Here is a 26,174-nt window from a genome sequence, read left to right as displayed (position 1 = left end):
CAGCATCAACCGATTGAATTCAATACCTTGGCTCATGGTTTCTCTCTTTGACGACCCGCAATTTTTTGACACTCACTCGGCGGGTAATGAGGTGTTAGCAACAAGGGTGCCAGCTCCATGGCCTTGTTTCACAAAAGCCCTTCCTTACGCCCCCCTCCTGTAGGAGCGAGCCTGCTCGCGATGGACTCAAGGCTGTCGCGCTTATCCTGCCGCCCCGCAATATCGTTCACGACCATCGCGAGCAGGCTCGCTCCTACAGGAGGGGGGCGTAAGGAAGGGCTTTTGTGAAACAAGGCCATGGAGCTGGCACCCTTGTTGCTAACACCTCATTACCCGCCGAGTGAGTGTCAAAAAATTGCGGGTCGTCAAAGAGAGAAACCATGAGCCAAGGTATTGAATTCAATCGGTTGATGCTGGACATGCGCGCCATGCAAATGGATGCCATGTCTGCGCCGAAGTCGGCTGCCGTCCCTGAAGTGGCGGGCAGCAGCTTTTCCGACATGCTCGGCCAGGCCGTCAATAAAGTGAACGACACCCAACAGGCTTCCACTCAGTTGGCCAGCGCCTTCGAAATCGGCAAAAGCGGCGTCGACCTCACAGACGTGATGATTTCCTCGCAGAAGGCCAGCGTTTCATTCCAAGCGTTGACCCAGGTGCGCAACAAGCTGGTTCAGGCTTACCAAGACATCATGCAGATGCCGGTTTAAAGGACGAGATTGAGTCATGGCAGAAGCAGTCGCCGATAATGTTCCGGCCAAGGCCACTCTAATAGACGGCAAGCCGCCGCTGTTCGGGTTGTCCTTCCTGGAAAACCTCTCCGAGATGACCATGTTGCGTCAGGTGGGCCTGCTGGTCGGCCTGGCAGCGAGCGTGGCGATTGGTTTTGCCGTGGTGTTGTGGTCCCAGCAGCCGGACTACCGGCCTCTGTACGGCAGCCTTGCCGGCATGGACGCCAAGCAGGTCATGGAAACCCTGGCCTCCGCCGATATCCCGTACACCGTCGAACCCAATTCCGGTGCCTTGCTGGTCAAGGCCGATGACCTCTCCCGTGCGCGGCTCAAGCTCGCGGCCGCTGGTGTCACTCCCAGCGACGGCAACATCGGTTTCGAAATCCTCGACAAGGAACAGGGGCTGGGCACCAGCCAGTTCATGGAAGCGACCCGCTACCGTCGCGGCCTCGAAGGCGAACTGGCCCGGACCATTTCCAGCCTGAACAACGTCAAGGGTGCCCGCGTGCACCTGGCGATCCCGAAAAGTTCGGTGTTCGTGCGCGACGAGCGCAAGCCGAGTGCTTCGGTGTTGGTTGAACTCTATTCCGGTCGCTCCCTCGAACCCGGCCAGGTCGTGGCCATCATCAACCTGGTGGCGACCAGCGTTCCCGAGCTCAGCAAGTCGCAGATCACCGTGGTCGACCAGAAGGGCAACCTGCTCTCGGATCAGGCGGAAAACTCCGAACTGACCATGGCCGGCAAGCAATTCGACTACAGCCGTCGCATGGAAAGCATGCTCACCCAGCGCGTACACAACATCCTGCAGCCGGTGCTGGGCAACGATCGCTATAAAGCCGAAGTGTCCGCGGATGTGGACTTCAGTGCGGTCGAGTCGACTTCCGAGCAATTCAACCCGGATCAACCGGCGTTGCGTAGCGAGCAGTCGGTCAACGAACAGCGTACCGCCAGCAACGGTCCGCAAGGTGTGCCGGGTGCATTGAGCAACCAGCCGCCGTCGCCGGCCTCCGCGCCGCAAACCACCGGTGGCGCCACTGCGTCGGCCGGCATGGTGCAGCCAGGTCAGCCGCTGATCGATGCCAACGGCCAGCAAATCATGGACCCGGCCACCGGTCAGCCGATGCTCGCACCGTACCCTGCGGACAAGCGTCAGCAATCGACCAAGAACTTCGAACTCGACCGTTCCATCAGTCATACCAAGCAGCAGCAGGGCCGATTGAATCGCCTGTCGGTGTCGGTGGTGGTCGATGACCAGGTCAAGATCAACCCGGCCAATGGCGAAACTACCCGTGCGCCTTGGAGCGCCGATGAATTGGCACGCTTCACTCGCCTGGTTCAGGATGCGGTCGGCTTCGATGCCAGCCGTGGTGACAGCGTCAGTGTGATCAACATGCCGTTCTCCGCCGAGCGCGGTGAAGTGATTACCGATATTCCGTTCTATTCCCAGCCGTGGTTCTGGGACATCGTCAAGCAAGTGCTGGGTGTGCTGTTCATTCTGGTGCTGGTGTTCGGTGTGCTGCGTCCGGTGCTCAACAACATCACCGGTGGCGGCAAAGGCAAGCAGCTGGCCGGTATTGGTAGCGACATCGAGCTGGGAGGCATGGGCGGTCTGGATGGCGAACTGGCCAACGACCGTGTCAGCCTCGGTGGCCCAACCAGCATTCTGCTGCCGAGCCCGAGCGAAGGCTATGACGCTCAGTTGAACGCAATCAAGAGTCTGGTGGCAGAAGACCCGGGGCGTGTGGCCCAGGTCGTGAAAGAGTGGATTAACGCAGATGAGTGATAACCGAGCCGTTGCCGCCAAACTGTCCAAGGTCGACAAAGCTGCAATCCTGTTGCTGTCCCTGGGCTCCACCGATGCTGCGCAGGTGCTGCGTCACATGGGTCCCAAAGAGGTTCAGCGCGTGGGCGTGGCCATGGCCCAGATGGGTAATGTGCACCGCGAGCAGGTCGAGCAGGTGATGAGCGAGTTCGTCGATATCGTCGGCGACCAGACCAGCCTGGGCGTCGGCTCCGACGACTATGTGCGCAAAATGCTCACCCAGGCCCTGGGCGAAGACAAGGCCAACGGCCTGATCGACCGCATCCTGCTCGGTGGCAACACCAGCGGCCTCGACAGCCTGAAGTGGATGGAGCCGCGCGCCGTCGCCGACGTGATCCGCTACGAACACCCGCAGATTCAGGCGATCGTGGTGGCGTACCTTGATCCGGACCAGGCCGGTGAAGTGCTCGGCAACTTCGACCACAAGGTGCGACTGGACATCATCCTGCGAGTCTCCTCGCTGAACACCGTACAGCCAGCGGCCCTGAAAGAACTCAACCAGATTCTCGAGAAGCAGTTCTCCGGCAACTCGAACGCCTCGCGCACCACCCTGGGTGGCATCAAGCGTGCGGCGGACATCATGAACTTCCTCGACAGCTCGATCGAAGGCCAGCTCATGGACTCGATCCGCGAAGTCGACGAAGACCTGTCCGGTCAGATCGAAGACCTCATGTTCGTCTTCAACAACCTGGCCGATGTCGACGACCGCGGGATCCAGGCGCTGCTCCGCGAGGTGTCCTCCGACGTGCTGGTGCTGGCCCTCAAGGGATCGGACGAAGGCGTCAAGGAGAAGATCTTCAAGAACATGTCCAAGCGTGCCGCCGAATTGTTGCGCGACGATCTGGAAGCCAAGGGCCCGGTACGCGTCAGCGACGTGGAAACCGCGCAGAAGGAAATCCTCACCATCGCCCGCCGTATGGCCGAAGCCGGAGAAATCGTTCTCGGCGGCAAGGGCGGCGAGGAAATGATCTAACGCCATGGTCAAGAATGATGATGCACCCACTGACCTGATCCGGGCCAGGGATGTCGGTGGCTTCGAGTCCTGGGCGTTGCCCAGTTTCGACCCGCCGGAGCCCGAGCCTGAACCAACGCCTGAACCCGAACCGCCGGAAATGGAGGAAGTGCCGCTGGAGGAAGTCCAGCCACTGACCCTTGAAGAGCTCGAAAGCATTCGCCAGGAAGCCTACAACGAAGGTTTCGCGGTGGGAGAGAAGGAAGGTTTCCACAGCACCACGCTCAAGGTTCGTCAGGAAGCCGAAGTGGCACTTTCTGCGAAGATCGCGGGGCTGGAACAGCTGATGGCGCATCTGTTCGAGCCCATCGCCGAGCAGGACACCCAGATCGAAAAATCCCTGGTCGACCTCGTGCAGCACATCACCAAACAGGTAATTCAGCGCGAACTGGCCATCGACTCCACGCAAATCGAACACGTCATGCGCGAGGCTCTAAAGCTCTTGCCGTTGGGCGTGGGCAATGTGCGGTTGTACATCAATCCGCAGGATTTCGAACAGGTCAAAGCCCTGCGCGAACGCCATGAAGAGACCTGGCGCATCGTCGAGGACGAATCGTTGTTGCCCGGCGGTTGCCGGGTCGAGACCGAACACAGCCGCATCGACGCCACAGTCGAAACCCGCATTGCGCAGGTGATGGACAAGCTGTTCGACCAGTTGCACGAACAGTCCTTGCACCCGACCGCACCGGACTTGAGCCTGGAACTGCCGGTCGACAGCAAGCCTGCTGCCGCGCCAGAAACGGATGCACCTGATGCGCCTTGAGCGCACCAGCTTCGCCAGGCGCCTGGGCAGTTACGCCGAGGCGACTACGCTTGCCGGTGCGCCGATCCTTGAAGGCCGCTTGCTGCGCATGGTCGGTCTGACCCTCGAAGCCGAAGGCCTGCGCGCCGCCATGGGCAGCCGCTGCATGGTCATCAACGACGACAGCTATCACCCGGTACAGGTTGAAGCCGAAGTGATGGGCTTCTCCGGCAGTAAAGTCTTTCTGATGCCAGTCGGCAGCGTCGCCGGTATCGCACCTGGCGCCCGCGTAGTTCCCTTGTCCGATACCGGGCGTTTGCCGATGGGCATGAGCATGCTCGGGCGGGTGCTGGATGGCGCCGGCCGTGCACTGGACGGCAAGGGCGGGATGAAGGCCGAAGACTGGGTGCCAATGGATGGCCCGACCATCAACCCGCTCAAGCGCGAACCGATCAGCGAACCGCTGGACGTGGGTATCCGTTGCATCAACGGCATGTTGACGGTCGGGCGCGGTCAACGGCTCGGGCTGTTTGCCGGTACCGGTGTCGGTAAATCGGTGTTGCTGGGAATGATGACGCGCTTCACCGAGGCCGACATCATCGTCGTCGGGCTGATCGGTGAGCGGGGTCGTGAAGTTAAAGAGTTCATCGAGCACATCCTCGGTGAAGAAGGGCTCAAGCGTTCAGTGGTGGTGGCGTCCCCGGCGGACGATGCGCCGCTGATGCGTTTGCGCGCCGCCATGTATTGCACGCGAATCGCCGAGTATTTTCGCGACAAGGGCAAGAATGTCCTGTTGCTGATGGATTCGCTGACCCGGTTCGCCCAGGCCCAGCGGGAAATCGCCCTGGCCATCGGCGAACCTCCGGCGACCAAGGGCTATCCGCCGTCGGTATTCGCCAAGCTGCCGAAACTGGTGGAGCGGGCTGGTAATGCGGAGAAAGGCGGTGGTTCGATCACCGCGTTCTACACCGTGCTGTCCGAAGGCGATGACCAGCAGGATCCGATTGCTGACTCGGCACGGGGCGTGCTCGACGGGCACATCGTGCTGTCGCGGCGCCTGGCCGAAGAGGGGCATTACCCGGCCATCGATATCGAAGCGTCCATCAGCCGGGTGATGCCGGCGGTGGTGTCACCGGAACACATGGCCCGCGCGCAGTATTTCAAGCAGTTGTGGTCGCGTTATCAGCAGAGCCGCGACCTGATCAGCGTCGGTGCCTATGTCGCCGGCGGTGACCGGGAAACCGATCTGGCGATTTCCCTGCAACCGCAATTGGTCAAATACCTGCGTCAGGGGCTCAATGACAGCATCAGCCTGGGCGAAAGCGAAGCGTATCTCGCCTCGATCTTCGCGCCCGCGGCAGGCGGTTAAGCGGTCATGGCCCTGAGTCGGGCGGGAAGGCTGGCACCGGTGGTGGAAATGGCCGAGAAGGCCGAGAAAACCGCGGTCCAGCGCCTGGGGCACTTTCAAGGGCAGGTTCGTCTGGCGCAAAGTAAACTCGCCGACCTTGAAGCCTTCCATCTCGACTATCAGGAACAATGGATCGTACGCGGCAGCGGTGGTGTCTCGGGTCAATGGTTGCTGGGCTATCAGGGCTTTCTCGCGCAATTGGGCACGGCCATCGACCAGCAGCGGCAAAGCCTGGCCTGGCATCAAAACAACCTGAACAAGGCCCGGGAAACCTGGCAGCAGGCGTTTGCCCGAGTCGAGGGTTTGCGCAAGCTGGTTCAGCGCTATGCCGATGAGGCGCGGGCGCTTGAAGACCGGCGCGAACAGAAATTGCTGGATGAATTGTCCCAGCGCTTGCCGCGCGAGAACCCCTATTGAGCGTGCTTTCGAAAAACAGGTAGGCTTGCCCCCATCCACAGCTGGTGCTAAACCTTCTAAACGTTCTCCAAAGACAAGGAAGCCATTGAATGTCAGTCGTTACCGAAGTGTCCCCTGATGGGCAAAAGTTGACGATATCGGTCAAAGGACGATTCGATTTCGCCAAGCATCAGGAATTTCGTCAGTCTTACGAAGATAAAGAGATATCGGCGGTTGTGGTCGACCTGAAAGACGCCACTTACCTCGACAGCTCGGCTCTGGGCATGCTGCTTTTGCTGCGCGATCACGCCGGTGGCGACGACTCCGATGTGCGCGTCGTCAACAGCAGTACCGACGTGCGCAAAATCCTCGCCATCTCCAACTTCGACAAACTGTTCGACATCAGTTGATTGCCATGCAGCCACTGGAGCCGCTGACCATTCTGATTGCCGAGGACAGCGCCGCCGATCGCCTGCTGTTGTCGAGCATCCTGCGCCGCCAGGGGCACGATGTGCTGACGGCGGCCAACGGCGCCGAAGCGGTCGACGCATTTCGCCAGCAACAACCGCACCTGGTGTTGATGGACGCGATGATGCCAGTGATGGACGGCTTTGAGGCGGCCCGGCAAATCAAGATCCTGGCCGGGGAAACCCTGGTGCCGATCATCTTCCTCACCTCGTTGTCCGAAAGCGAAGCCCTGGCCCGTTGCCTGGAAGTCGGCGGTGACGACTTTCTGGCGAAGCCCTACAACCAGGTGATTCTCGCCGCCAAGATCAAGGCGATGGATCGCTTGCGGCGCTTGCAGGACACCGTGCTGCAACAGCGTGATCAGATCGCCCGGCACCACGACTACCTGCTCAACGAGCAGCGTGTGGCCAAGGCTGTTTTTGACAAGGTGGCGCACTCCGGCTGCCTGAATGCCGCAGCGAATATCCGTTATCTGCAATCACCCTATGCACTGTTCAACGGCGACCTGTTACTGGCCGCGTTCACCCCGGCCGGAGACATGCACGTGCTGCTGGGCGACTTCACCGGCCACGGTCTGCCGGCGGCGGTGGGTGCCATGCCCCTGGCCGAAGTCTTCTACGGAATGACCGCCAAGGGCTATGGCCTGGCGGAAACCCTGCGCGAGATGAATGCCAAGCTCAAGCGCATCCTGCCGGTGGACATGTTTTGCTGTGCCACGTTGCTGTGCTTGAGTTTTCAGCGTCGTTCGGTGGAGGTTTGGAACGGCGGAATGCCCGACGGTTATCTGCATTGCATTGCCAGTGGCGAGCGAACGCCTCTGCCGGCGCGGCATCTGCCTTTGGGTGTGCTGAGCCCGGAATCCTTCGATGAGCGCACCGAGGTGTTTCCCATGGCGCTCGGGGATCGGGTTTTCCTGTTGTCCGATGGGGTGATCGACACCTGCGACGCCAATGACCAGTTGTTTGGCGTGCAGCGATTGCAGCAGGTGTTTGCCGCCAATCGGCATCCAGATGCGCTGTTCGAAGAGATCGAGCGGGCGCTGCGACAGTTTGGCGCAGAAGCGCGCGACGATGTCAGCATGGTTGAAATCAGCTTGCTGGAGCCGACGCAGGTCGCTGCGCCGGCGTTGGTCTACTCCGACAGCGGCCAGTCGTGCCCGCTGGACTGGTCGGTGAGCTTCGAGTTTCGCGCCGCCACGCTCAAGCGCTTCAATCCGTTGCCCTATCTGTTGCAGTTGCTGCTTGAGGTGCATGGTCTGCGGGCCCAGAGCGGTGCGCTCTACAGTGTGCTGGCGGAACTCTATTCCAACGCGCTGGAGCACGGCGTGCTGGGGCTGGACTCGAGCCTCAAGCGCGATGCGACGGGTTTTGCGCGTTATTATCAGCAACGCAATACCCGGCTGGACGAACTTCAGGAAGGCTATGTACGGTTGCATTTGCAGGTGGCGCCAACAGAGGACGGCGGTTGCCTGACCATTCGCATCGAAGACAGCGGCAAGGGTTTCGATGTCGAGAGGGTGATGAAAAGACCTGTGGATGACATCCGCCTGTCGGGACGTGGAGTCAGTCTGATCCGCCAGTTGGGGCGTAATGCCCGCTGGACCGACGATGGTCGAAGTGCAAACGTGGAGTTTATCTGGAAGGCTGCGCAGTAATCCGCGCATTCTTGATCAAGGAGTGAGCAAGTGGACGACAAACATGTGGATCGCAGCGTGCTGAGTGCGTTACAGGAAGTGATGGAAGAGGGCTATCCCGATTTGCTGGATATCTTTCTTGCGGACTCCGAAGAGCGCCTGAACGCCTTGCGAACGGCTGACAGTACTGCATTGCTCGTTGCAACCGCCCATAGCTTCAAGGGCAGCAGCAGCAATATGGGCGCGGTCAGGCTGGCCGAACTATGCCATCGGCTTGAACAGCAGGCCAGAAGCTCGCCATGGGCTGGCATTCAGGAGCTGGTCGGCGAAATCGACCACGAATTCGCCGGCATCCGGCCTCTTTACGAAGCTGAACGACAGCGTTGCGCGGCGAAAATCTGAGCATGCGCTTCATTTGGTCTCCTTCGAGTGAAACTGGCTCGACCTTTGCAGTTAACTCTCCAACTGTACTTACGAGCCCCGTGCAGCGGAGACCGTTTCATGCCCGTTACCCCCAATATTCTGCTTCAGGCCTCCAGGCAGGCCAAGACTCAGGCCGCCTGCGCCAATCCTCCGGCGCAGACCGCTGAGCCCGGGGACAAGGCCGCAAGCTTCGCTCATGTCTATGCCAATCAGGCCCAGAGCAAGCCTAATGCGTCGGCGGATACCTCGGTCAAGCCGAGTCGCGAAAAAAGCTCCGATGCCGCCGGAGAAAAAGACGCTGGCGACGACAAGTCTGCCGCCGGGGAGCCGGTGGTTGCCGATGGCGGCAAATCCTTGCCTGCCGACACGCCGGTGCAGGCTGACGACAAGTCTGTCGACGATGATGCGTCAGATGCCGAGCCGGCGCTGATCGTCGATGCCGTACCGCTCGATCCGGCGCTTGATCCCTCGTTGCAGCAAGCCGTACAGCCAGTAGTAACTGCGCCGGCGCCGGCAACACCTGCCGTGGCCAACATTGTGCCGCCAACGGTTGGCGCGCCGGTTGCCGCAGCAATCACCGTAACAGCCACGCCGGCACAGGCTGCTGCTGACGGCGATTTCGATCCGCAGGCTGATCCGCTCGATGCATTGCCGGCGGTGCGCCTGGCAATGGAACAGAGCGGTCACGTTTCGGCTTCCAGCCAGGCGCAGCCCAAGGCTGCTCCGACACAGGCGCAAGCCCAGGCTGACGGTGAGCTGACACCGGCGCAGAACTTTGCCGCCGGCATGGCGACTCTGCTGGATGTTCAGGCCGACAAGAACAGCACCAACCAAGGGGACGACAAGGCTTTCAGCGGCTTGATCGATGACGGCCTGAAGGATCTCAAGTCCGCCAGCAGCGACACCCGTGTCGATGATTTCGCCAACCGTCTGGCCGCGCTGACCCAGGCGGCCACACCGAAGACAGCCAATGCCTTGCCGGTGAACCAGCCGATCGCCATGCACCAGAGCGGCTGGACCGAAGAGGTGGTGAACCGGGTCATGTACCTGTCCAGCGCCAATCTCAAGGCCGCGGACATCCAGTTGCAGCCCGCTGAGCTCGGGCGCCTGGACATTCGGGTGAACATGGTTCCCGATCAACAGACCCAGGTCACGTTCATGAGTGCGCATCCGGGTGTCCGTGAGGCGCTGGATGGCCAGGTCCATCGCTTGCGCGACATGTTCGCGCAGCAGGGCATGGGGCAGGTCGATGTCAACGTTTCGGACCAGTCCCGTGGTTCGCAGCAAGGGCAGGAACAGGCCCGGCAAAGCCAGAGCGGGAAGACCAGCGCCAGCGGCGGTCGCCTCGATTCAACGGATGACGACATGACCCCGGGCGTCGCTGAAGTGGCTGCCAATACMATCAGCGTGATCGGCTCCAGCGCGGTCGATTACTACGCCTGACGAACACAATACCTGACCCTGTGGGAGCGAGCTTGCTCGCGATGATCGTTAACGATAACGCGTGTTTACTGGCTAAACGCGGCGCTCTTGAATTCTTCGCGAGCAGGCTCGCTCCTACATGGCATAACACTTGCTCTTGCCTTGCCGTGCGACTGTGAAAACCCGATTAGTGACGGATTATTGGCATGGCGAAGAGCGACGCAGCAGTAAAAGACCCCGCAACCAAAGGCAAACTCAAGCTGATTATCGTGATCGTGGTGGCCCTGCTGCTGGCGATCGGTGTGTCCGTGGGGGCGACCTGGTACTTCATGCACAGCGCTCAGAGCAAGCCTGCCGCCGCCGAGGCGCAAATCGCTCCCGTCGGCAAACAGCCCGCGATTTTCGAGGCGATGGCGCCGGCTTTCGTGGCCAACTTCAACCAGAACGGTCGCCAGCGCTACATGCAAGTAAGCATCACCATGCTCGCGCGTAACCAGGCGGATCTGGAGGCGCTCAAGGTCCACATGCCGGTGATCCGCAATAACCTGGTGATGCTGTTTTCCGGGCAGGACTTCGCGACTCTCGCGTCGCCGGTCGGCCAGGAAATGCTGCGGCAGAAAGCCACCGCCAGCGTCCAGGAAGTGGCGCAGAAAGAGCTCGGCAAAGTGGTGATCGAACAGTTGCTTTTCACTAATTTCGTACTGCAGTAGGAACACGACATGGCCGTGCAGGACCTGCTGTCCCAGGATGAGATCGACGCGCTGTTGCATGGCGTCGACGATGGTCTGGTACAGACCGAAAACGCTGCCGAACCCGGCACCGTCAAAAGCTATGACCTGACCAGCCAGGATCGCATCGTCCGTGGACGCATGCCGACCCTGGAAATGATCAACGAGCGTTTCGCCCGCTATACCCGCATCAGCATGTTCAACATGCTGCGTCGCTCGGCGGACGTGGCGGTCGGCGGCGTGCAGGTGATGAAGTTCGGCGAATACGTGCACTCGCTGTACGTGCCGACCAGTCTCAACCTGGTCAAGATCAAACCCCTGCGCGGCACCGCGCTGTTCATCCTCGACGCCAAACTGGTGTTCAAGCTGGTGGACAACTTCTTCGGCGGCGACGGCCGGCACGCCAAGATCGAAGGGCGTGAATTCACCCCGACCGAACTGCGTGTGGTGCGCATGGTGCTGGAGCAGGCGTTCGTCGATCTGAAGGAAGCCTGGCAGGCGATCATGGAAGTCAATTTCGAGTACATCAACTCGGAAGTGAATCCGGCCATGGCCAACATCGTCGGCCCGAGCGAGGCCATTGTGGTGTCGACCTTCCACATCGAACTCGATGGCGGTGGCGGCGACCTGCACGTGACCATGCCGTACTCGATGATCGAACCGGTGCGCGAAATGCTCGACGCCGGCTTCCAGTCGGACCTCGACGACCAGGACGAGCGCTGGGTCAACGCCCTGCGCCAGGACGTGCTGGACGTCGACGTGCCAATCGGGGCGACGGTGGCCCGTCGTCAGTTGCGCCTGCGCGACATCCTGCACATGCAGCCGGGGGATGTGATCCCGGTCGAGATGCCGGAAGAAATGATCATGCGCGCCAACGGCGTGCCGGCCTTCAAGGTCAAGATGGGCTCGCACAAGGGCAACCTGGCATTGCAAGTGATCGAGCCGATCGAGCGCCGTTGACCGGCGCTAGAACCCATTCGCGATTAACCGAATTCTGAATTTTTGCTCGCCGAGGACACTGACAATATGAACACGCAGGACGATCAGGCACTGGCCGATGAATGGGCTGCGGCCCTGGAAGAAACCGGCGATGCCGGGCAGGCTGACATCGACGCTTTGCTGGCCGCCGATTCCGGCAGCTCCGCGTCCAACCGCCTGCCAATGGAAGAGTTCGGCAGCGTGCCGAAAAACAACGATCCGGTCACCCTCGACGGTCCGAACCTGGACGTAATCCTCGATATCCCGGTGTCGATTTCCATGGAAGTGGGCAGCACCGACATCAACATCCGCAACCTGTTGCAACTCAACCAGGGTTCGGTGATCGAGCTCGATCGCCTGGCCGGCGAGCCGCTGGACGTGCTGGTCAATGGCACGCTCATCGCCCACGGCGAAGTGGTGGTGGTCAACGAGAAGTTCGGCATCCGCCTGACGGACGTGATCAGCCCAAGCGAACGCATCAAGAAGCTGCGCTGAGTGAAAAAGGTTCTTGGGTTTGTGCTGGCGATGCCGTTCAGCGTGCTGGCGGCCGAGCCGGTTGCGACAGCTGCTACCGCCGCTGCGCCAGCGGTGAGCAGTGGTGTGGCTGGCCAGCTGACGCAGCTGGTGTTCGGCTTGCTGCTGGTGCTGGGGCTGATCTTTCTCCTCGCCTGGTTGCTGCGGCGGGTCCAGCAGGCCGGTCCGGCCGGCAAGGGGCAGGTGATCGAGATTGTCGGCTCCCGCGCGCTGGGGCCGCGCGACCGGCTGATGCTGGTGCAGGTCGGCAACGAGCAGATTCTGTTGGGCCTGAGCCCCGGCAACATTGCTGCGCTGCACGTGCTCAAGGAGCCGGTGCAAGTGCCGAGTACCGAGAAGCCGACGCCGGAATTTGCCCAGCGCCTGTTGGAGATGCTGGGTAAAGATCAGAAGGATAAGAAGTAATGGGTGCGCTACGCATCGTCTTGACGCTGGCCCTGATGCTGGCCGCGCCACTGGCATTCGCCGCCGATCCGCTGTCGATCCCGGCCATTACCCTGGGCACCAATGCGCAGGGTGCGCAGGAATACTCGGTCAGCCTGCAAATCCTGCTGATCATGACCGCGCTGAGTTTTATCCCGGCGTTTGTCATGCTGATGACCAGCTTCACCCGGATCATCATTGTCTTCTCGATCCTGCGCCAGGCCCTGGGCCTGCAGCAGACGCCGTCGAACCAGATCCTCACCGGCATGGCGCTGTTCCTGACCCTGTTCATCATGGCGCCGGTGTTCGACCGGGTGAACCAGGACGCCTTGCAGCCGTATCTGGCGGAAAAACTGACGGCTCAGGATGCGGTCGCCAAGGCGCAGGTGCCGATCAAGGACTTCATGCTCGCCCAGACCCGCACCAGCGATCTGGAGCTGTTCATGCGCCTGTCCAAGCGCACTGACATTGCGACGCCGGATCAGGCGCCGCTGACTATCCTGGTACCGGCCTTCGTGACCTCCGAGCTGAAAACGGCTTTCCAGATCGGCTTCATGATCTTCATTCCGTTCCTGATCATCGACCTGGTCGTGGCGAGTGTGTTGATGGCCATGGGTATGATGATGCTCTCGCCGCTGATCATTTCCCTGCCGTTCAAGATCATGTTGTTCGTGCTGGTGGATGGCTGGGCGCTGATCATCGGCACACTGGCCAGCAGCTTCGGCGGTGTCTCGCCATGACGCCGGAAGTAGCGGTCGACATCTTTCGCGAAGCGCTGTGGCTGACCACCATGATGGTGGCGATCCTGGTGATTCCGAGTTTGCTGGTGGGCCTGCTGGTGGCGATGTTCCAGGCTGCCACCCAGATCAACGAACAGACCCTGAGCTTCCTGCCGCGCCTGCTGGTGATGCTGGTGACGCTGATCGTCGGCGGTCCATGGATGGTGCAGACCTTCATGGACTACATCCTGCAGTTGTACGGCAGTATTCCTCAGGTCATCGGCTAAACCATGTCACTGCTTGCGCTGACCGATACGCAGATCAGCACCTGGGTGGCGACGTTCATGTTGCCGCTGTTTCGCGTCGGCTCCTTGCTGATGGTCATGCCGGTGTTCGGCACGACCCTGCTGCCCCGGCGCATCCGCCTGTATTTCGCCTTGGCCATTACCGTGGTCATCGCGCCGGGCCTGCCGCCGATGCCGCCGGTGAATGCCCTGGATCTGAGCGGGTTGCTGCTGATTGCCGAGCAGATTCTCATCGGTGCGGTGATGGGCTTCTCCTTGCAGCTGTTCTTCCAGGCCTTTGTGGTGGCCGGGCAAATCGTCGCCATCCAGATGGGTATGGGCTTCGCTTCCATGATCGACCCGGCCAACGGTGTGTCGACGGCGGTGATCGGGCAGTTTTTCACCATGCTGGTGACGCTGCTGTTCCTGTCCATGAACGGTCATCTGGTGGTGTTCGAGATCCTCACCGAGAGTTTCACCACGCTGCCGGTGGGTGGTGGCCTGATGGTCAATCACTACTGGGAACTCGCCGGCAAGCTCGGCTGGGTGCTCGGTTCGGCGTTGTTGCTGGTGCTGCCGGCGATCACCGCGTTGCTGGTGGTCAACATCGCGTTTGGCGTCATGACCCGGGCGGCGCCGCAACTGAATATTTTTTCTGTCGGCTTCCCGCTGATCCTGGTGCTTGGGCTGTTCATCGTCTGGGTCGGGCTGGCGGACATTCTCAACCAGTATCAACCGCTGGCCACCGAAGCCTTGCAGTTGTTACGCGAAATGGCGCGGGCGAGCTGAGTCATGGCCGAGAGCGAAAGCGGTCAGGACAAAACAGAAGACCCCACGGAGAAGCGCAAGCAGGACTCCCGTGAGAAGGGGGAGGTAGCCCGCTCCAAGGAGCTCAACACCCTGGCGATCATGCTGGTCGGTGCCTCGGCGTTGCTGATTTTTGGCGGCGCCATGGCGCAGGACATGATGGAGCTGATGCGCATCAACTTCTCGCTGCCGCGGGAAGTGATTCTGGATCAGCGCTACATGGCCACCTACCTGATGCGTTCGGGGCAAATTGCCCTGTGGTCGATCCAGCCGGTGATGATCACCTTGGTGCTGGCCGCCATCATCGGTCCGATTTCCCTGGGTGGCTGGCTGTTCGCGGCGAGCTCCATGGCGCCCAAATTCAGTCGCTTGAACCCCGGTCCCGGCCTCAAGCGCATGTTCTCGACCAAGTCGCTGATCGAACTGCTCAAGGCCCTGGCCAAGTTCATCATCATCCTGTTCGTGGCGCTGGCGGTGTTGTCATCGGACATCGATGACCTGCTGCGCATCGCCCATGAGCCCTTGGACATGGCGATCATTCACAGTCTGCAAGTGGTGGGCTGGAGCACCTTGTGGATGGCGTGCGGGCTGATCCTGATCGCTGTGGTGGATGTGCCGGTGCAGCTCTGGGAAAGCCACAAGAAACTGCTGATGACCAAGCAGGAGGTGCGCGACGAGCACAAGGACCAGGAGGGGCGGCCGGAGGTCAAGCAGCGGATCAGGCAGCTGCAGCGCGAGATGTCCCAGCGGCGGATGATGGCCGCCATTCCCGAGGCCGACGTGGTCATCACCAACCCGACGCACTACGCCGTGGCCCTCAAGTACGACCCGGAAAAGGGCAATGCGCCGGTATTGCTGGCCAAGGGTAGCGACTTCCTGGCCCTGAAGATCCGTGAGATCGCAGCGGCCAATGAGATTTTGCTGCTGGAGTCCCCGGCGCTGGCGCGGTCGATTTATTACTCCACCGAGCTTGAGCAGGAAATTCCCGGTGGGCTGTATCTCGCGGTTGCGCAGGTGCTGGCTTACGTTTATCAGATCCGACAGTACCGGGCGGGTAAGGGCAAGCGACCGGATCCGCTCAAGGATGATCTGCCGATTCCGCCGGATTTGCGGCGGGATTCCTGATGCGATTAAGCGCTGGAAAGATCGCGGCCTTCGACAGCTTCTACAAGTAATACGTGCATCTGGAGTTGCCGAAGGGGGCGAAATTTTTTCCTGTCATTATGATGGGTCTTGATAGTTTCGAAGTGCGTGATCTCGAATGTATTGTGCTCTTCTGATTAAAGTCTTACCTGCGGCTTCACTCATAATCGTTTTATAAGGTTCTGGTCCGTTACCTTGGGCTTGATGGTGAAAGAAACTGAAACTATCATCGAAGAAATCGGTGCGTAACGTTTCCTGTCCTAGAGCGTTGGTCATCGTTATGGAGGTTTTGGGATTGGGGATACCATTCTTGTCGAATGAGACTCCCTGTTTTTGATGCTGAAAATATTGGGCTGTGGAAAGTTTTGGATCTGTTGTAAATGTTAATGGCTTGATATCGCCAGAGTCTTTTACGGCTTTCTCCAATAGGGCTCCTTCTCTGGTTGATGTCTGTATTTTTTCGGCGACTTGCTTCTTTATGAGCTCGCTTTTATAGCGCATTTTTTTAGGCAGTTTTGATAGTGAAACGCTATTTTGTATTTTATGTAATATTGATTTCTTTAAATAAGTTGGGATGGCAGTCATGAAAGAATACGGGGTGTGCCCATTTCGATCGTGACGGTTGATCGGATCCCCCAGGCAATATGCATACGAATTCAATCCACCTCTCCCAAACGGACTCCAACTATCCGGACTGTTAAACCGCATCAAAACCGGATTAAACGCCCGATACCCATTCCCCAGCAAATAATGCCCGGTCACCGGATCCGGCCGTTCACCGTTGAAACCAAGCAGGCTGAGTAGCCCGTTCTCGTCAGGGCGATGGCCATAGGGTGAATAGGCAATGGGTTGAGTTGGACGATCCGCCTTGAGCGTCTGTAACACCGAGCGCTGCTGATCGGTGACCAGTAGCTTGGTATCGGGTATATCACCCTCACTTCGCTGCTGCGCCAACAACTGATCACCGTGCTGAACGATCGAGTAGCGCATCGCCCCCTGTACCTCGGTAGCCAACCTGCTTTTGCAGTAAAAGCGCTGGCGCTCGGGGGTATCTGGCAGTGCGTGGCTGGTCAGTCGATCAAGAGGGTCGTAGTGGTATTGGCAGAGTACGGTCTCGCGCGGCGATGTCATGGGAGGTTGCTCCGAAGGTCCGAAGTGCGGAAGCTCAGTATTGGCGGTTTGGCATGGGTTGGGTACTAGCAGAACTGCTAGGTTTTCCATGTATTTGTCGTGCCGGAAAGCTCTGGGACAACGATCGATTGTGGCGAGGGCTTGCTCTCGTTCGGCTGCGCAGCAGTCGTAGATCAGCGGGTTGGTTGGCCTGATAGGACGCGGTCGTCGGTTTTGGGGGCGCTGCGCGACCCAGCGGGATGTGTGCATTTCGATGGCTTGGGGTGGGTGCTTGAGATGTGTGCTGACAGTACCGGCCTCATCGCGGGCAAGCCCGGCTCCCACAGGATCGGGGGTGAACGCAAAATCTGCATTCGACGCAAGTTTGAGGGCAGGGCTTGCCTGCCAAGGCATCAGCCCAGGTGACACCATAACTTCTTGAAACCCCCTCTATCCCACCCTCCGCAAAAGTTGGAAGGCTTCTTGCAGTACCCCCTCTACGCCGGCACCCGGCGTCAAAAGTTTGCTTCAAAGGAACGGGGAATACCGGTGGATCGCTCTCAGTTAATCAACAGTGCCCGCAGCAACATTGCCGACCTCAGTCGGGGCAATCTGGGCGTGCCGCTGTTGCTGCTGGTCATGCTGGCGATGATGATGTTGCCGGTGCCGCCGTTCCTGCTGGACGTGTTCTTCACTTTCAACATCGCCCTGTCCATCGTCGTGCTGCTGGTGTGCGTGTACGCCTTGCGTCCGCTGGATTTCGCGGTGTTTCCGACCATTCTGCTGGTGGCGACGCTGTTGCGCCTGGCGTTGAACGTGGCCTCCACGCGGGTGGTGATGCTCCACGGCCAGGACGGTCACGCGGCCGCCGGCAAGGTGATCCAGGCCTTCGGTGAGGTGGTGATCGGCGGTAACTACGTGGTCGGTATCGTGGTCTTCGCGATCTTGATGATCATCAACTTCGTCGTGGTGACCAAGGGTGCCGGGCGGATTTCCGAGGTGAGCGCACGCTTCACCCTCGATGCGATGCCCGGCAAGCAAATGGCGATCGACGCCGACCTCAACGCTGGATTGATCGATCAGAACCAGGCCAAGTTGCGCCGGATGGAAGTGGCCCAGGAAGCCGAGTTCTACGGTTCCATGGACGGTGCCAGCAAATTCGTCCGGGGTGACGCCATCGCCGGCCTGTTGATCCTGTTCATCAACCTGATCGGCGGCATGGCGGTCGGTATCTTCCAGCACAACATGAACTTCGCCGACGCCGGCAAGGTGTATGCGCTGTTGACCATCGGTGACGGTTTGGTGGCGCAATTGCCATCACTGTTGTTATCGACAGCCGCGGCGATCATGGTGACCCGTGCATCCGGTTCGGAAGACATGGGCAAGCAAATCAATCGCCAGATGTTCGCCTCGCCCAAGGCGCTGGCGGTGGCGGCGGGCTTGATGGCGGTCATGGGCCTGGTGCCCGGCATGCCGCACTTCTCGTTCCTGAGCATGGCGGCCCTGGCGGCTGGTGGCGCGTACCTGTTCTGGAAAAAGCAGAACGTCGCCAAGGTGCAGGCCCTGCAAGAGGTCAAGCGCCAGCAGGAGCTGCTGCCGTCGCCGGCACGCGCCCAGGAAACCAAGGAGCTTGGCTGGGATGACGTGACACCGATCGACATGATCGGCCTGGAAGTGGGTTATCGCCTGATTCCGTTGGTGGACCGCAACCAGGGTGGCCAGTTGCTGGCGCGGATCAAGGGGGTGCGCAAGAAATTGTCCCAGGACCTGGGCTTCCTGATGCCCACGGTGCATATCCGCGACAACCTCGACCTGGCGCCCAGTGCCTATCGCCTGACCCTCATGGGGGTGATCCTGGCCGAAGCGGAGATTTACCCGGATCGCGAACTGGCGATCAACCCGGGGCAGGTCTACGGCACGCTCAACGGCATTACCGCCAAAGATCCGGCTTTTGGCCTGGAGGCGGTCTGGATTGAAATCAGCCAGCGCGCCCAGGCGCAATCCCTCGGTTATACGGTGGTCGATGCCAGTACCGTAGTGGCTACCCACTTGAACCAGATTCTCTACAAGCACTCCAGTGAACTGATCGGTCACGAAGAAGTGCAGCAACTCATGCAATTGCTGGCCAAAAGCTCGCCGAAACTGGCCGAGGAGCTGGTGCCGGGCGTGGTTTCGCTGTCGCAGCTGCTCAAGGTGCTGCAAGCGCTGCTGGCCGAACAAGTGCCTGTGCGCGATATCCGCAGTATTGCCGAGGCTATCGCCAACAATGCCGCCAAGAGTCAAGATACCGCCGCGCTAGTGGCTGCCGTGCGGGTTGGCGTATCCCGTGCAATCGTGCAAAGCATTGTAGGCACTGAGTCGCAGCTGCCAGTCATCACGCTGGAGCCAAGGTTGGAACAGATATTGCTCAATAGTCTGCAAAAGGCCGGGCAAGGCTCGGAAGAAGGCGTTCTGCTGGAGCCAAGCATGGCTGAGAAGCTGCAACGTTCGTTGATCGACGCGGCGCAGCGGCAGGAGATGCAAGGTCAGCCGGTGATTCTGCTGGTGGCCGGTCCGGTTCGCGCGATGCTCTCGCGATTCGGTCGGCTCGCAGTCCCGGGTTTGCACGTGTTGGCTTACCAGGAAATCCCTGACAACAAGCAAGTGACCATCGTTGCGACAGTAGGGCCCAACGGCTGAGGTAGTGGTTTATGCAAGTTAAGCGTTTTTTCGCCGCCGATATGCGTCAGGCCATGAAGCTGGTTCGCGATGAGCTGGGCGCTGATGCCGCCATCATTGGCAACCGCCGGATCGCCGGAGGTGTCGAGCTGACGGCTGCGCTGGATTACAAGTTGTCGGCGCTGGCGCCGCGGGTTCCGAACATGGAGCTCGAGGACGAGCTGCGCAAGACTCAGTCGCGGATCGTCACCGCCCAGGCCGAATTGAGCCTGCGTAGCGATGGCGAGAGCGACCAGAGCACCAACCGTCAGTTGTTCGCCGGCTTGCCGTTGACCGCCGCCGAGCCGCTGATCGAGCCGACGTACGCCGAACCCCGTCGCCCCGCACCAGCCGCTGCGCCAGCGTCCGGTGGCGTGGACCCGCGGGCGTTCGACTCGATGCGATTCGAGCTCAACAGCCTGCGCGAACTCATGGAAGTCCAGCTGGGCTCCCTGGCCTGGAATCAGTTGCAAGGCAGCCGTCCGGACCAAGCCAACCTCTGGCGCCGCCTGCAACGCATTGGCCTGTCTGGCCCGCTGTCGCGCGACCTGCTGGCGCTGATCACCGAAATCGAAGAACCCCGTCAGGCCTGGCGCATGTTGCTGGCGCACCTGGCGCGCATGATCGTTACCCCCGAAGTCGAGCCGCTGGAGGAGGGCGGTGTGATCGCCATGGTCGGCCCTGCCGGCATGGGCAAGACCACCACCCTGGCCAAACTGGCGGCCCGTTACGTGCTCAAGTACGGCGCGCAGAACATTGCGCTGGTGAGCATGGACAGCTTCCGCATCGGTGCCCAGGAGCAGCTCAAGACCCTGGGGCGCATTCTCAACGTGTCGGTGACCCACGTCGATCCGGGCCAGTCCCTGGTGCAGGCGCTGGAACCCTTGCTGCGCAAGCGGGTGGTGCTGATCGATACCGCTGGCCTGCAGGCCAGCGATCCGGCCCTGCGTATGCAACTCGAAAGCCTGGCCGGTCGCGGTATCCGCTCAAAAAATTATCTGGTCCTGGCAACCACCAGCCAAAAACAGGTTCTAACCGCCGCTTATCACAGTTACAAGCGTTGTGGGCTCGCTGGCTGCATCCTGACTAAACTGGATGAGACGGCTAGTCTGGGCGAGGTGTTGAGCCTGGCTATCAGTCATGAGTTACCCGTGGCCTACCTGACCGATGGCCCGCGGATTCCGGATGATCTCCATCTGCCGCGCCGTCATCAGTTGGTCAGTCGCGCCGTCAGCGTACAAATGCAGGAAGAACCCAGCGAAGAAGCCATGGCTGACATGTTCGCTGATATTTACCACAGCCAAACCAAGCAGGTTGGCTAAGGTAGTAATGAACAGTTTTTGTACCTACATCGATGGTCTGCCATGCATTGTTCCGATTGCGAACGCGCAGCCAGTAATGTGGCCTCCGTCTATGCAAGACAAGGTAAAGAAATAACATGGGCAGCATGCATCCCGTACAGGTGATTGCGGTGACCGGCGGCAAAGGTGGCGTCGGGAAAACTAATGTGTCAGTGAACTTGTCCCTGGCTCTGGCTGAGCTTGGCCGGCGCGTCATGCTGTTGGACGCCGACCTGGGACTGGCGAACGTCGACGTTCTGCTGGGCCTGACACCCAAACGTACCCTGGCCGACGTGATCGAGGGCCGCTGCGAACTGCGCGATGTACTGCTGCAGGGACCCGGCGGCATCCGAATCGTTCCGGCCGCATCCGGCACTCAGAGCATGGTGCATCTGAGCCCCGCGCAACACGCCGGCCTGATCCAGGCCTTCAGTGATATCGGCGACAACCTCGACGTATTGGTGATCGACACCGCTGCGGGCATTGGTGACTCGGTCGTCAGTTTCGTTCGCGCAGCCCAGGAAGTGCTGCTGGTGGTGTGCGACGAGCCGACTTCGATTACCGATGCCTACGCCTTGATCAAGTTGCTCAATCGCGACTACGGCATGAACCGCTTCCGCGTTCTGGCCAACATGGCCCAGAGCCCGCAGGAAGGACGCAACCTGTTCGCCAAGTTGACCAAGGTCACGGATCGCTTCCTCGACGTCGCCCTGCAATACGTCGGCGCTGTGCCCTACGACGAAAGCGTGCGCAAGGCCGTGCAGAAACAGCGTGCCGTCTACGAAGCCTTCCCGCGCTCCAAGTGCTCGCTGGCGTTCAAGGCCATCGCGCAGAAGGTCGATACCTGGCCACTGCCTGCCAACCCGCGCGGGCACCTGGAATTTTTCGTCGAGCGCCTCGTGCAGCAGACAGCAGGACCGGTTCTATGACAGCAAGCGGTTACAACCTCTACAAAAAATCGGCGCGTGATGCGCAGTACGAGCTGATCGAGCGTTACGCGCCGCTGGTTAAACGCATTGCCTACCACTTGCTGGCGCGCCTGCCGGCCAGTGTCCAGGTCGAAGACCTGATCCAGGCCGGGATGATCGGCCTGCTTGAAGTGTCGACCAAATATGACGCCAGCAAAGGCGCCAGTTTCGAGACGTACGCGGGCATTCGAATCCGCGGCGCCATGCTCGATGAAGTGCGCAAGGGGGACTGGGCGCCACGTTCGGTTCACCGCAATACGCGCATGGTCAGCGACGCCATTCGCTCGATTGAAGCGAAAACCGGCCGTGACGCTAAAGATCACGAAGTTGCGGCCGAACTCCAATTGAGTCTCGACGATTACTACGGGATTTTGAACGACACCCTGGGCAGCCGGTTATTCAGTTTCGACGATCTGTTGCAGGACGGCGAACACGAAGGGCTGCACGAGGATGGCGCGAGTGCTCATATCGAGCCGTCACGCGATCTGGAAGATGAACGCTTCCAGGCTGCGCTGGCGGAGGCGATTGCCAATTTGCCGGAGCGTGAGCGACTGGTGTTGGCGCTGTACTACGACGAAGAGTTGAACCTCAAGGAAATCGGTGAGGTCCTGGGGGTCAGCGAATCTCGGGTCAGCCAGTTACACAGCCAGTGCGCGGCCCGTTTGCGGGGGCGTTTGGGGGAGTGGCGAGCGCGCTGAAGGCAGTGTGGGGGACACTGCGAACGAGGCCGGTGTGGTGTTGAACTGCGCCGGTCGCGATCTGTTGTGCTCCAGACAGTCATTGAGTGCTTTGCCGGATTGATTGAAATGGCGCGTCCAGGTGCTGGGCGCGTTTAAGACTGCTTGGAGGTCGAATTGGACAAGAACATGAAAATCCTCATCGTTGATGACTTCTCAACGATGCGGCGGATCATCAAGAACCTGCTGCGTGACCTTGGGTTCACCAACACCGTCGAGGCCGACGATGGCACTACCGCCATTCCGGTGCTCAACAGCGGAAGCATCGACTTTCTGGTAACGGACTGGAACATGCCTGGCATGACCGGTATCGATCTGCTGCGCCACGTGCGTGCCGATGAAAAGCTCAAGCACCTGCCGGTGTTGATGGTGACCGCTGAAGCCAAGCGTGAGCAGATCATCGAAGCGGCCCAGGCCGGTGTTAACGGCTATGTGGTCAAACCCTTCACGGCCCAGGCGTTGAAAGAAAAAATCGAGAAGATTTTCGAACGCATCGGTTGATGAGTGCGCCACGGGGGAGCTATGGGCAATAACGAAACTTCATTGGGCGACTTTGAGTCGACCCTGAAAAAACACGCCGTCGAATTGGTCGCGAGCCTTGAAAAAGGCAGGTTCGGCGACGCGGTGCAATTGATCCATGAGCTCAACCAGACCCGTGACCGCGGCCTGTATCAGGAAGTGGGCAAGCTCACTCGCGAACTGCATAGCGCGATCGTCAATTTCCAGATTGACCCGCACATGCCGCAAGCCGAAGAAGTGTCCCAGATCACCGACGCCACCGAGCGTCTGGGCTATGTGGTCAAGCTGACCGAGGCCGCGGCCAACCGCACCATGGACCTTGTGGAAAGTGCCACGCCGCTGGTCAATGGCCTGGCCGATGAAGCCAAGGTCTTGAGCGCGGACTGGGGGCGCTTCATGCGTCGCGAAGTCGGCGCCGAAGAGTTTCGTGAACTGGCCCGACGGGTCGAGGGGTTCCTGGCGCGCAGCGGCACGGACAATCGCGCGGTGTCGGGCAACCTCAACGACATCCTGCTCGCCCAGGATTACCAGGACCTCACGGGACAAGTGATCAAGCGAGTGACCCAGTTGGTCACCGAAGTCGAAAGCAACCTGCTCAAGCTCGTGCTGATGGCCAGTCAGGTGGACCGCTTTGCGGGCATCGAACATGACCGTGAAGCGATGCTTGCTGAAAAAGATCCACAAAAACATCTCTCTCAGGGTGAAGGTCCGCAGATTCATGCCGATAAAAGAGAAGACGTTGTGTCCGGTCAGGACGATGTGGACGATTTGTTATCCAGCCTGGGATTTTAGAGTTTTAGAATTTTAGGTTTTTTGGGTTTTTAGACCTGTAGGAGCACCCCCTTAATGAGCTTCGGCGCCGATGAAGAGATCCTTCAGGATTTCCTGGTTGAGGCCGGCGAGATTCTAGAGCAACTGTCCGAGCAACTGGTCGAGCTGGAAAGCCGTCCGGATGATGCGGATCTGCTCAATGCAATTTTTCGCGGTTTTCACACTGTAAAAGGGGGCGCCGGCTTCCTCCAGCTCAACGAGCTGGTGGAGTGCTGCCACATCGCCGAGAACGTGTTCGACATCCTGCGCAAGGGTGAACGTCGCGTCGATTCGGAACTGATGGACGTGGTTCTCGAGGCGCTGGACGCGGTGAACAGCATGTTCAGCGAGGTCCGCGATCGCGGCCCGATCACGGCCGCTACACCGGAGCTGCTCGCGGCGCTGGCACGTCTGGCCGAACCGCAATCGGCTGACGAGACGGCTGCTGCACCTGTCGCCGCCGTGGTCGAAGCGCCTGTGGCTGAAAGCGAATCGGGCGATATCACCGACAATGAATTCGAACAACTGCTGGACTCGCTGAACGCCGTCAAGGCTCAGGCCGAGGCGCCGGCACCTGTTTCTGTGCCGGTCAGCGATGCTGCTGCCAGCGATGAAATCACCGATGCCGAGTTCGAGTCGTTGCTCGATCAACTACATGGCAAGGGCCAGTTCGCCATTGACGCGGTGGTCCCGGCGCCGGCTGCGCCAGAGGCCCCGAAAGCGGCCGGCGACAGCTCCGATATTACTGACGACGAATTCGAAGCACTGCTCGACCAACTGCACGGCAAGGGTAACTTCGCTGTCGATGCGCTCGAATCGGCCATTGCTTCAGTACCGACTCCTGCCGCGCCAGCCGCTGCGGCGGCCGGCAGCGATCTGATCAGCGATCACGAATTCGAATCGCTGCTCGACGAGTTGCACGGCAAGGGCAAGTTCAGCGAAGTCGGCAAGGCGACGGTTTCCAGCGGATCGAACACGTCCGTTGCCGCGCCGGCCGCGAAGGCAGCGGCGCCGAAACCTGTGGCCAAGGCACCCGAGCCCAAAGCCGAAACACCGGCCCCGGTAGCCGCTGCTGCACCGGCTGCTGCCCGTGCTCCGGCCGCGCCACCGGCGGAAAAGCCGGCCAGTGAAGCCGAGACCACCGTGCGCGTCGATACCGCGCGTCTCGACGAGATCATGAACATGGTCGGCGAGTTGGTGCTGGTGCGTAACCGCCTGGTCCGCCTGGGCCTCAACAGCGGCGACGAAGCCATGTCCAAGGCCGTGTCGAACCTCGACGTGGTCACCGCCGACCTGCAAACCGCGGTCATGAAGACCCGGATGCAGCCGATCAAGAAAGTCTTCGGGCGCTTCCCGCGCCTGGTTCGCGACCTGGCTCGCCAGCTCAAGAAAGAGATCAACCTGGAGCTGGTCGGCGAAGAAACCGACCTCGACAAGAACCTCGTCGAAGCCCTGGCCGACCCGCTGGTCCACTTGGTGCGCAACTCGGTCGACCACGGTATCGAAGAGCCGGCTGATCGCGAAGCGATGGGCAAGCCTCGCAGCGGCAAAGTGATTCTGTCCGCTGAACAGGAAGGCGACCACATCCTGCTGTCCATCTCCGATGACGGCAAGGGCATGGATGCCGATGTTCTGCGCGGCATCGCCGTGAAGAAAGGCTTGATGGACAAGGATGCGGCGGACCGTCTCAGCGAGTCCGATTGCTTCAACCTGATCTTCGCGCCGGGCTTCTCGACCAAGACCGAGATCTCCGACGTGTCCGGTCGTGGCGTGGGCATGGATGTGGTGAAAACCAAGATCGCCCAGCTCAACGGCACCATCAATATCTACTCGACCAAGGGCAAAGGCTCGAAGATCGTCATCAAGGTGCCGCTGACCCTGGCGATCATGCCGACGCTGATGGTCATGCTCGGCAACCAGGCGTTTGCGTTCCCGCTGGTGAACGTCAACGAGATCTTCCACCTTGACCTGTCGACTACCAACGTCGTGGACGGCCAGGAAGTGGTGATCGTGCGGGACAAGGCACTGCCATTGTTCTATCTCAAACGCTGGCTGGTCAGCTCCGCCGCTCACGAAGAGCAGCGCGAGGGCCATGTGGTGATCCTTTCGGTGGGCACGCAGCGGATCGGCTTTGTCGTCGATCAACTGGTGGGCCAGGAAGAAGTGGTCATCAAGCCATTGGGCAAAATGCTCCAGGGAACGCCGGGCATGTCCGGCGCCACCATCACCGGTGACGGCCGCATCGCGCTGATTCTCGATGTTCCGAGCATGCTCAAGCGTTACGCCACACGGCGTATTTGATTCTGGTGGAGCGGGGCGCCTG

General features: G+C 60.2%; 26 protein-coding genes. 25 read left to right on the top strand and 1 reads right to left on the bottom strand.

Going from position 1 to position 26,174, the window contains the following annotated elements; all coding sequences use genetic code 11:
- Positions 1–380: 380 nt before the first annotated feature.
- The 18 genes from fliE (at position 381) to flhB (ending at position 15,652) form a co-directional block, all read left to right on the top strand.
- Positions 381–707, top strand: coding sequence for a flagellar hook-basal body complex protein FliE (gene fliE / locus AC1DRN_RS18780; protein ID WP_116263161.1), 327 nt, complete (start codon positions 381–383; stop codon positions 705–707).
- 16 nt (positions 708–723) lie between these two features.
- Entirely contained in the window at positions 724–2,511 is a 1,788-nt protein-coding gene (fliF, locus tag AC1DRN_RS18775) for a flagellar basal-body MS-ring/collar protein FliF (RefSeq protein ID WP_223461360.1), read from the top strand.
- Positions 2,504–3,523 carry a flagellar motor switch protein FliG gene (gene fliG / locus AC1DRN_RS18770; RefSeq protein WP_007983391.1) on the top strand — a complete coding sequence of 340 codons (1,020 nt, stop codon included), beginning with the start codon at positions 2,504–2,506 and terminating at the stop codon, positions 3,521–3,523. Before fliF ends, fliG begins: the two co-directional genes overlap by 8 nt.
- A 4-nt stretch (positions 3,524–3,527) precedes the next feature.
- A complete protein-coding gene (gene fliH / locus AC1DRN_RS18765) occupies positions 3,528–4,325 on the top strand; it encodes a flagellar assembly protein FliH (RefSeq protein WP_223461362.1) in 798 nt (265 codons plus the stop codon).
- A complete protein-coding gene (fliI, locus tag AC1DRN_RS18760; RefSeq protein WP_223461365.1) occupies positions 4,315–5,673 on the top strand; it encodes a flagellar protein export ATPase FliI in 1,359 nt (452 codons plus the stop codon). Before fliH ends, fliI begins: the two co-directional genes overlap by 11 nt.
- Before the next feature lie 6 nt (positions 5,674–5,679).
- On the top strand, positions 5,680–6,129 hold the full coding sequence (gene fliJ / locus AC1DRN_RS18755; RefSeq protein ID WP_223461367.1) for a flagellar export protein FliJ: 450 nt from the start codon (positions 5,680–5,682) through the stop codon (positions 6,127–6,129).
- Between the two features lie 89 nt (positions 6,130–6,218).
- The gene (locus AC1DRN_RS18750; RefSeq protein WP_223461369.1) at positions 6,219–6,518 is read left to right on the top strand and encodes an STAS domain-containing protein; all 300 of its coding nucleotides are present in this window, start codon (positions 6,219–6,221) and stop codon (positions 6,516–6,518) included.
- A gap of 5 nt (positions 6,519–6,523) precedes the next feature.
- Positions 6,524–8,230: an ATP-binding SpoIIE family protein phosphatase gene (locus AC1DRN_RS18745; RefSeq protein ID WP_223461371.1), complete on the top strand. Its 1,707-nt coding sequence runs from the start codon at positions 6,524–6,526 to the stop codon at positions 8,228–8,230.
- A gap of 30 nt (positions 8,231–8,260) precedes the next feature.
- Positions 8,261–8,611 (top strand): Hpt domain-containing protein, encoded by a 351-nt coding sequence (locus tag AC1DRN_RS18740; protein ID WP_223461373.1) that lies wholly within the window; start codon positions 8,261–8,263, stop codon positions 8,609–8,611.
- A gap of 99 nt (positions 8,612–8,710) precedes the next feature.
- Entirely contained in the window at positions 8,711–10,075 is a 1,365-nt protein-coding gene (locus AC1DRN_RS18735; protein ID WP_223461375.1) for a flagellar hook-length control protein FliK, read from the top strand.
- 185 nt (positions 10,076–10,260) lie between these two features.
- Positions 10,261–10,764, top strand: a complete 504-nt coding sequence (gene fliL, locus AC1DRN_RS18730) for a flagellar basal body-associated protein FliL (protein WP_223461377.1) — start codon at positions 10,261–10,263, stop codon at positions 10,762–10,764.
- A gap of 9 nt (positions 10,765–10,773) precedes the next feature.
- On the top strand, positions 10,774–11,742 hold the full coding sequence (gene fliM / locus AC1DRN_RS18725; RefSeq protein WP_057398369.1) for a flagellar motor switch protein FliM: 969 nt from the start codon (positions 10,774–10,776) through the stop codon (positions 11,740–11,742).
- Between the two features lie 66 nt (positions 11,743–11,808).
- Positions 11,809–12,255 carry a flagellar motor switch protein FliN gene (fliN, locus tag AC1DRN_RS18720; RefSeq protein ID WP_223461379.1) on the top strand — a complete coding sequence of 149 codons (447 nt, stop codon included), beginning with the start codon at positions 11,809–11,811 and terminating at the stop codon, positions 12,253–12,255.
- Positions 12,256–12,699: a flagellar biosynthetic protein FliO gene (fliO, locus tag AC1DRN_RS18715; RefSeq protein ID WP_223461381.1), complete on the top strand. Its 444-nt coding sequence runs from the start codon at positions 12,256–12,258 to the stop codon at positions 12,697–12,699.
- Complete coding sequence (gene fliP / locus AC1DRN_RS18710; protein ID WP_090324267.1) at positions 12,699–13,457, top strand: flagellar type III secretion system pore protein FliP; 759 nt, start codon at positions 12,699–12,701, stop codon at positions 13,455–13,457. The genes fliO and fliP overlap by 1 nt, the downstream gene beginning before the upstream one ends.
- Positions 13,454–13,723 carry a flagellar biosynthesis protein FliQ gene (fliQ, locus tag AC1DRN_RS18705; RefSeq protein WP_007983364.1) on the top strand — a complete coding sequence of 90 codons (270 nt, stop codon included), beginning with the start codon at positions 13,454–13,456 and terminating at the stop codon, positions 13,721–13,723. The genes fliP and fliQ overlap by 4 nt, the downstream gene beginning before the upstream one ends.
- A 3-nt stretch (positions 13,724–13,726) precedes the next feature.
- Positions 13,727–14,509, top strand: coding sequence for a flagellar biosynthetic protein FliR (gene fliR / locus AC1DRN_RS18700; protein ID WP_223461383.1), 783 nt, complete (start codon positions 13,727–13,729; stop codon positions 14,507–14,509).
- 3 nt (positions 14,510–14,512) lie between these two features.
- Positions 14,513–15,652: a flagellar biosynthesis protein FlhB gene (gene flhB / locus AC1DRN_RS18695; RefSeq protein WP_223461385.1), complete on the top strand. Its 1,140-nt coding sequence runs from the start codon at positions 14,513–14,515 to the stop codon at positions 15,650–15,652.
- A 96-nt stretch (positions 15,653–15,748) separates the two neighbouring features.
- Here the strand turns inward: flhB and AC1DRN_RS18690 are convergent, their stop codons facing one another.
- Positions 15,749–17,194 carry an RHS repeat-associated core domain-containing protein gene (locus AC1DRN_RS18690; RefSeq protein ID WP_411740707.1) on the bottom strand — a complete coding sequence of 482 codons (1,446 nt, stop codon included), beginning with the start codon at positions 17,192–17,194 and terminating at the stop codon, positions 15,749–15,751.
- Between the two features lie 135 nt (positions 17,195–17,329).
- Between AC1DRN_RS18690 and flhA the strand changes: the two genes are divergently transcribed.
- The 7 genes from flhA to AC1DRN_RS18655 all read left to right on the top strand — a co-directional run bounded on the left by flhA (position 17,330) and on the right by AC1DRN_RS18655 (position 26,152).
- Positions 17,330–19,459, top strand: coding sequence for a flagellar biosynthesis protein FlhA (gene flhA, locus AC1DRN_RS18685; protein WP_223461387.1), 2,130 nt, complete (start codon positions 17,330–17,332; stop codon positions 19,457–19,459).
- An 11-nt stretch (positions 19,460–19,470) separates the two neighbouring features.
- Positions 19,471–20,799, top strand: a complete 1,329-nt coding sequence (flhF, locus tag AC1DRN_RS18680) for a flagellar biosynthesis GTPase FlhF (RefSeq protein ID WP_223461389.1) — start codon at positions 19,471–19,473, stop codon at positions 20,797–20,799.
- Between the two features lie 116 nt (positions 20,800–20,915).
- The gene (gene fleN / locus AC1DRN_RS18675) at positions 20,916–21,746 is read left to right on the top strand and encodes a flagellar synthesis regulator FleN (RefSeq protein ID WP_008001746.1); all 831 of its coding nucleotides are present in this window, start codon (positions 20,916–20,918) and stop codon (positions 21,744–21,746) included.
- Positions 21,743–22,483, top strand: a complete 741-nt coding sequence (fliA, locus tag AC1DRN_RS18670; protein ID WP_223461391.1) for an RNA polymerase sigma factor FliA — start codon at positions 21,743–21,745, stop codon at positions 22,481–22,483. Before fleN ends, fliA begins: the two co-directional genes overlap by 4 nt.
- Before the next feature lie 168 nt (positions 22,484–22,651).
- Entirely contained in the window at positions 22,652–23,023 is a 372-nt protein-coding gene (locus AC1DRN_RS18665; protein WP_003183998.1) for a chemotaxis response regulator CheY, read from the top strand.
- Positions 23,024–23,044: 21 nt separating this feature from the next.
- A complete protein-coding gene (locus AC1DRN_RS18660; RefSeq protein ID WP_223461393.1) occupies positions 23,045–23,833 on the top strand; it encodes a protein phosphatase CheZ in 789 nt (262 codons plus the stop codon).
- A 54-nt stretch (positions 23,834–23,887) separates the two neighbouring features.
- Entirely contained in the window at positions 23,888–26,152 is a 2,265-nt protein-coding gene (locus AC1DRN_RS18655; protein ID WP_223461396.1) for a chemotaxis protein CheA, read from the top strand.
- Positions 26,153–26,174: the final 22 nt, after the last annotated feature.

This window comes from Pseudomonas sp. P5_B3 (assembly GCF_056400405.1).
This window is presented reverse-complemented; position numbering and strand designations above follow the sequence as displayed.

Coding starts and splice junctions, on each gene's coding strand:
- fliE (WP_116263161.1), top strand. CDS start 381: ATGAGCCAAGGTATTGAATTCAATCGGTTGATGCTGGACATGCGCGCC.
- fliF (WP_223461360.1), top strand. CDS start 724: ATGGCAGAAGCAGTCGCCGATAATGTTCCGGCCAAGGCCACTCTAATA.
- fliG (WP_007983391.1), top strand. CDS start 2,504: ATGAGTGATAACCGAGCCGTTGCCGCCAAACTGTCCAAGGTCGACAAA.
- fliH (WP_223461362.1), top strand. CDS start 3,528: ATGGTCAAGAATGATGATGCACCCACTGACCTGATCCGGGCCAGGGAT.
- fliI (WP_223461365.1), top strand. CDS start 4,315: ATGCGCCTTGAGCGCACCAGCTTCGCCAGGCGCCTGGGCAGTTACGCC.
- fliJ (WP_223461367.1), top strand. CDS start 5,680: ATGGCCCTGAGTCGGGCGGGAAGGCTGGCACCGGTGGTGGAAATGGCC.
- AC1DRN_RS18750 (WP_223461369.1), top strand. CDS start 6,219: ATGTCAGTCGTTACCGAAGTGTCCCCTGATGGGCAAAAGTTGACGATA.
- AC1DRN_RS18745 (WP_223461371.1), top strand. CDS start 6,524: ATGCAGCCACTGGAGCCGCTGACCATTCTGATTGCCGAGGACAGCGCC.
- fliL (WP_223461377.1), top strand. CDS start 10,261: ATGGCGAAGAGCGACGCAGCAGTAAAAGACCCCGCAACCAAAGGCAAA.
- fliM (WP_057398369.1), top strand. CDS start 10,774: ATGGCCGTGCAGGACCTGCTGTCCCAGGATGAGATCGACGCGCTGTTG.
- fliN (WP_223461379.1), top strand. CDS start 11,809: ATGAACACGCAGGACGATCAGGCACTGGCCGATGAATGGGCTGCGGCC.
- fliP (WP_090324267.1), top strand. CDS start 12,699: ATGGGTGCGCTACGCATCGTCTTGACGCTGGCCCTGATGCTGGCCGCG.
- fliQ (WP_007983364.1), top strand. CDS start 13,454: ATGACGCCGGAAGTAGCGGTCGACATCTTTCGCGAAGCGCTGTGGCTG.
- fliR (WP_223461383.1), top strand. CDS start 13,727: ATGTCACTGCTTGCGCTGACCGATACGCAGATCAGCACCTGGGTGGCG.
- flhB (WP_223461385.1), top strand. CDS start 14,513: ATGGCCGAGAGCGAAAGCGGTCAGGACAAAACAGAAGACCCCACGGAG.
- AC1DRN_RS18690 (WP_411740707.1), bottom strand. CDS start 17,194: ATGCCTTGGCAGGCAAGCCCTGCCCTCAAACTTGCGTCGAATGCAGAT.
- flhF (WP_223461389.1), top strand. CDS start 19,471: ATGCAAGTTAAGCGTTTTTTCGCCGCCGATATGCGTCAGGCCATGAAG.
- fleN (WP_008001746.1), top strand. CDS start 20,916: ATGGGCAGCATGCATCCCGTACAGGTGATTGCGGTGACCGGCGGCAAA.
- fliA (WP_223461391.1), top strand. CDS start 21,743: ATGACAGCAAGCGGTTACAACCTCTACAAAAAATCGGCGCGTGATGCG.
- AC1DRN_RS18665 (WP_003183998.1), top strand. CDS start 22,652: ATGAAAATCCTCATCGTTGATGACTTCTCAACGATGCGGCGGATCATC.
- AC1DRN_RS18660 (WP_223461393.1), top strand. CDS start 23,045: ATGGGCAATAACGAAACTTCATTGGGCGACTTTGAGTCGACCCTGAAA.
- AC1DRN_RS18655 (WP_223461396.1), top strand. CDS start 23,888: ATGAGCTTCGGCGCCGATGAAGAGATCCTTCAGGATTTCCTGGTTGAG.